This window comes from Cellulomonas sp. B6 (assembly GCF_001462455.1).
Taxonomy (GTDB): Bacteria; Actinomycetota; Actinomycetes; order Actinomycetales; family Cellulomonadaceae; genus Cellulomonas.
Map to the genome: position 1 here is coordinate 1 of NZ_LNTD01000236.1, position 5,512 is coordinate 5,512.

General features: G+C 75.5%; 5 protein-coding genes. 2 read left to right on the top strand and 3 right to left on the bottom strand.

Annotated features, from left to right (window positions below; translation table 11 throughout):
• The 3 genes from ATM99_RS17230 to ATM99_RS17240 form a co-directional block, all read right to left on the bottom strand.
• Positions 1-1,294, bottom strand: a 1,294-nt coding sequence (locus ATM99_RS17230; protein WP_062104046.1) for an MFS transporter, incomplete at its 3' end; no start/stop codon positions are given.
• A gap of 167 nt (positions 1,295-1,461) precedes the next feature.
• Positions 1,462-1,767, bottom strand: a complete 306-nt coding sequence (locus tag ATM99_RS17235; protein WP_062104047.1) for a DUF2249 domain-containing protein — start codon at positions 1,765-1,767, stop codon at positions 1,462-1,464.
• Positions 1,764-2,525, bottom strand: coding sequence for a metalloregulator ArsR/SmtB family transcription factor (locus ATM99_RS17240; RefSeq protein ID WP_082659996.1), 762 nt, complete (start codon positions 2,523-2,525; stop codon positions 1,764-1,766). Before ATM99_RS17240 ends, ATM99_RS17235 begins: the two co-directional genes overlap by 4 nt.
• Positions 2,526-2,651: 126 nt before the next feature.
• Here ATM99_RS17240 and ATM99_RS17245 point away from each other — a divergent pair, with 126 nt between their 5' ends.
• A complete protein-coding gene (locus ATM99_RS17245; RefSeq protein WP_082659998.1) occupies positions 2,652-3,836 on the top strand; it encodes a hypothetical protein in 1,185 nt (394 codons plus the stop codon).
• Positions 3,833-5,512: cupredoxin domain-containing protein (locus ATM99_RS17250; RefSeq protein WP_190278871.1), on the top strand; the 1,680-nt coding region annotated here is incomplete at its 3' end. The genes ATM99_RS17245 and ATM99_RS17250, both read left to right, overlap by 4 nt.

Here is a 5,512-nt window from a genome sequence, read left to right on the forward strand (position 1 = left end):
GGGGGGCTCCGGGTCGGGCGTAGTACACCCAGGTGAGCACGGTGCAGGCCGCGAAGTAGGCAGCCGCGCCGACGAAGAACGCGGTCGGGGACCAGACGGACAGGGCCATGCCGACGAGGAACGGCCCGAACGCGGCGATCGCGGAGGTGAAGCCGATGACGCCGCCGGCCTGTCGGCGCGGGAAGATCATCGGCATCTGCTTGAACGTGCCGGCGTTGCCGATGCCCGCGAACGTGAACACCGCGAGCATCGCGACGAGGAACCACGTGAACTCGCCGACGTCGGACGGTGTGAGGAACAGCAGGGCGACGACGGTCGAGATCGTCATGCCGATGCCGGAGACCAGGGTCCAGACCGCGCCGCCGAAGCGGTCGCACAGCGGGCCCCAGGCGGCCCGCGTGATCGACCCGAGCAGCGGGCCGAGGAACGCGAACTTGAGCGGGTCGGGCGCGTTCTCGAACCCGCCGTAGACGTTGTTGATGAGCAGGCCGAGCTGCGCGGCGAAGCCCGAGAACGCACCGAACGTCATGGTGTAGATCGCGGTCATCACCCACGTGTGCTTCTCGCGGAAGATGTCGAGCTGCTGGCGGAAGTTCGCCTGGACGGGCACGCGGCGCAGCACCACCGCGGCGAGCACGATGCCCAGCACGACCCACGGGATGAGCACGAGCGCCGCGTTGTGCAGCCAGATCTGGCCGCCCTCGGTGGTCCGCTGCGGCGTGAGGGCCGCGGTGCCCAGCAGCCCGAAGCCGACGACCCACGGCACGAGGAACTGGATGAGGCTGACGCCGAAGTTCCCGATGCCCGCCTGCAGCCCCATCGCGGTGCCCGACATCTTGCGGGGGAAGAAGTAGCTGGTCGAGGGCATGAACCCGGCGAACGCACCGCCGCCGATGCCGGTCGCGAAGGCCAGCACGAGCAGGGTGGCGTACGACGTCGACGCGTCGCGCACCGCGAGCGTCCAGCCGATCATCGGCAGCAGCAGGAGGGTCGAGGACCCGCCGACGAGCGTGCGGGTGCCCACGACGGGTGGCAGGAACATGAAGACCAGCCGCATGAGACCGCCGGCCAGGCCGGGCAGGGCGACGAGCCAGTAGAGCTGCTCCTTCGTCAGGTCGAAGCCGACGAGGTTGAGCCGCGGGGCGATCGCGCTGACGAGGTACCAGACCGCGAAGGCGAGCGTCAGGTTGTAGGTCGTGACCCACAGCGTGCGCCAGGCGCGTCGCTCGTCCCAGGTGTCGGCGTTCTCCGGGTCCCAGTTGGACAGGTCCGGCGCCAGGGTGGCGTTCGACATCGAAGGCCCTTCGTGCCACGGGGGCCCAGCGCCCCCTTCCCGGCCACCATGTCAAAGCGCCGAGGGCTTTGCCACCACCTCGACCGTGAAAAATGCGCGACCGTGAAAAGGACGACGCACGGGCCCGACGGCCGTCGCCGCCGGGCCCGTGCGTCGCACGTGCGTGCTCAGCCCTGCGCGCGGCGCGTGATGCGCACGTGCCACGCCTCGGGGCCCTCGACGAGGTACTCGACGTCGATCGGCGCACGCTCGGCGAGCTGCCCGAGCAGCGGCAGCGGCGCGTGCGGCGCGACGATGACGAGCGAGGCACCCGGGGCGATCGCGTCGAACGCGCCGAACACCGTCGCGTGGCGGATCGCGTGCGGGATCGTGCGCACGTCGAGGACCGGGTCGGCCTCGTCGTGGCCGCCGCAGCCGCACGTGTGCCCGGCCGGCTCGGGGGCGGTGGGCAGGATCTCGACGGGCTGGCTCATGGCTCTCCTTCGGTGGTGGCCCGCCGGGCGGCGGACGAGGGGGGTGCGGCGTTCGCGGACGCGGCGCCGGACACGTGGAGCGCGCAGTGACGCGGCCCGACGAACGGCTCGAGCCGCTCGGCGCGCACGGGTCCGCCGACCTGCTCGAGCACACCCTGCGCGAGGCCCAGGTGCACGCTGCACACGACCTCGGGCCGTTCGCGCGCGAGGTCGAGGAAGGGGCAGCGCCACAGGTCGAAGGTGGTGCGGTCCTCGCTGAGCACGGGGTCGAAGCCGAGCCGGTCCAGGTGCGCCTCGAGCGCGAGCACCTGGTCGTCCGCGCCCGACGGCAGCGGGGGCAGCTCGGCGAGCATGTCGTGCCCGGCCTGCCGCGCGGACTCGCGCACGTCGCCGACGGGGGAGCCGTACCCGCCGAGCAGGACGCTCGTCAGCCGGGCGCGGGCGACGGACTCCGCCAGGTGGCGAGCGGCCGCCGGGTCGGTGCGCACGTCGTCGCGCGTCGTGGCGCGGTAGACGGTGCGGGGCCGGCCGCGCGTCGCACGGCGCTCGGGCTCGCGCACCACGAAGCGGGCGTCGACGAGGCGCTGGAGGTGCTCGCGCACGGTGTTCTCGTGCAGCCCGGTCCGCACCGCCAGCGCCGAGGTGGTCTGCGGTCCCTCGGCCTGCAGCACGTGGAGGAGCTCGAGGCGGCTCGGCGAGGACAGCACGCGCGCGGTGGGCGTGCGGCGGACCTCGTCGCCGTCGTCGTGCTCGGTCACGTGCGCCTCCGTGGTGGTCGTCCTCGGACCGGTGCCGGCCCGGTGACCGCATCGGTCGAGGGCCCGGTGGTGGCTCGGGACCCAGGTCCCGGGCGGCGCCGGTGACTCATTAAATACCGTCGTGCCGTGGAAAAGACCAGGACCAGGGTCCCGCCGCACGTCGTGCTGCTCGTCCCCGGCGGCCTCGCGCTGCTCGCGGGGCTCGACGCCGCCCTGCTGCTGCTCGGGCTGCCCGCGCCCGTGCGGCTCGAGCGCTGGTCCGACGTGCACGGACCGCTCATGGTGCTGGGGTTCGTCGGCACGCTCGTCGCGCTCGAACGGGCCGTCGCCGTGCGGCGACCGATCGCGTTCGCCTCGCCCGCGCTGCTCGGGGTCGGCGGCCTGGCGCTCCTGACGCCCGCGCCGCTGTGGGTCGGCCGCACGTGCCTCGTGCTCGGGGCGCTCGCGCTCGTCGGCATCTACTTCGCCGTGTGGCGCAAGCAGCCCGCCGCCGCGCTCGCGGTGCAGGCCCTGGGAGCGGCGCTCGCCGTCGCGGCCGCCGTGCTGTGGCTCGCGGGCGCCGCCGTGCCGCACCTCGTGCCGTGCCTCACGGGCTTCCTCGTCCTGACGATCGCGGGCGAGCGCCTCGAGCTCCTGCGGGTCGGCGGGCCCGGGCCGCGCGTCGAGGACGCCGTGTGGGGCCTGGCCTGCGCGTGGGCGCTCGCCGCGACCGCCGCGCTGCTGTGGCCAGCCGTCGGCTGGGCGCTGCTCGGTGCCGTGCTGCTCGCGCTCGTCGCGGTCCTGGTGCGGCACGACGTCGCACGGCGCACGGTGCGCGCCACGGGCCTGCCCCGGTTCATGGCGTGCGCGATGCTCGCCGGGTACGCGTGGCTCGCCGTCGCGGGTGCGCTCTGGCTGGTCGCCGGGCCCGTGCTGGCCGGACGCGGGTACGACGCCGCGCTGCACGCCGTGTTCCTCGGCTTCGTGCTGTCGATGGTCATGGCCCACGCGCCCGTGATCCTGCCCGCGGTGCTGCGGCGCCCGCTGCCGTACCGGCCGGTGATGTACGTCCCGCTCGTGCTGCTGCACGCCACCCTCGCGCTCCGGGTGCTCGTCGGCGACGCGCGCGGGCTCGACGTCGTGGTCCAGGTCGGAGGCGTGGGCAACGTCGTGGCCCTCCTGCTGTTCGTCGTCGTCGCCGTGACGTCCGCCGTGCTCGGGCCGCCCCCGGCCGCCGCGCGCCCCGCGCGGTCGACGGCGACCGGAGCGCCGGCCACCCCGACCACGACCCCGCCCGCCGCCGCGGGTCTCACCCTCGGAGGTCCCCGGTGAACCGCGCCGCGCACCACGTCCGTGCCAACGCCCTGGTCCTGGTCTGGCTCGTCGCGGCCGCCGTCGCGGCGCTCGCGCACCGCTGGCTGCCCGAGGCCGGGTGGCTCCTGGTGCACCTGCCGCTGCTCGGCGCGATCACCACGGCGATCCTCGTGTGGAGCCAGCACTTCGCCGACACGCTGCTGCGCAGCCCCGCACCGCGCCGCGCGCTCACGTGGCGCCTGGCGGCGCACACCGCCGGCGTGCTCGCGGTCGTCGCCGGGCACCTGACGTCGGTGCCCGCGCTGGTCGTCGCCGGGGGTGTCGCCGTCGCCGGCGTCGGTGTCGCGCAGGCCGTCGGCATCGTCCGGCAGGGCCGCGGCGCGCTGCCCTCGCGGTTCGGCCACCTCGCGCGCGCCTACGTCGCGGCGGGCCTGCTGCTGGTCCCGGGGGTCGCGTGCGGCGTCGTCATGGCCACCGCCGCACCCGGGCCCGAGGCGTACGCGCAGTGGTACGTCGCGCACGTCGTGCTCACGCTGATCGGGTTCGTCGGCGTCACGGTCGCGGGCACGCTCGTCGTCCTGTGGCCGACAGTCCTGCGCACGCGCATCGACGCGGACGCCGAGACCGCCGCGCGCCGCTCGCTCGTGCTGCTCGTGGCCGGGACGCTGCTCGCGGCGCTCGGGCCCGCCACGGGCCTGCGCGCCGTCACGGTCGCGGGCGTCGCGGTCGTGCTGGCCGGCATCGCGCTGACCGCGCACGTGCTGGTCCGCCAGGCGCGCACCGCACCGCCCGTCACGTACGCCGCGCTGGGCGTCGGTGCCGCGGTCGTGTGGTGGGCCGCGTCGGTCGCGGTGCTCGGCGTGGTCGTCGCGACCGCCGGCTCGTGGGCCGCGACCGTCCCGCGTCTCTCGGCGCTCACGCCCGCGACCGTCGGCGGGTTCGCGGCGCAGGTGCTCCTCGGCGCGCTGTCCTACCTGCTGCCCGTCGTGCTCGGCGGGGGCCCCGCCGTCACGCGCACCGTCGCGGCCGAGCTCGACCGCTCCGCCGTCGTGCGTGCCGTGCTGCTCAACGGTGCGCTCGTGATCTTCGTGCTGCCCGCGCCGAGCCTCGTGCGCGTCGTCGCCTCGAGCACCGCGCTCGCGGTGGGCGTCTGGTTCCTCGTGCTCGTCGCGCGGGCCGTCCGGCTCGCCCGGCAGCCCGGCACGATCGATCGCCCCGCACCCGTCGTCCCGGCCCGCGCCGCCGTGGCCGACCCCGTCGCCGTCGCCCTGGCACGCTCGCGGCGGCGCGGAGCCGGTGCGCTGGCCGTCGGCGCGCTCGTCGTGGTGACCGCCGTCGCGCTCGCGGGCGACCCGACCGCGGCGGGCCTCACGCAGGTCCTCGCCGCGGGTGCCGCGGCGCCCGCCGCGTCGGAGGCCGGGGCGACCGGACGCACCACCACCGTGCGCGTCGAGGCGCAGGACATGCGGTTCGTGCCCGACACGGTCGAGGTGCCGGCCGGCGACCGGCTGGTCATCGAGGTCGTCAACACCGACACCACGGTGCACGACCTCGTGCTCGACGGCGGCGCCACGTCGGGGCGCCTCGCGCCGGGTGGCACGGCGTCGGTCGACGTCGGCGTCGTGCAGCAGGACCTCGCGGGCTGGTGCTCGGTGGCCGGGCACCGGCTCATGGGCATGACGCTGGACGTCGTC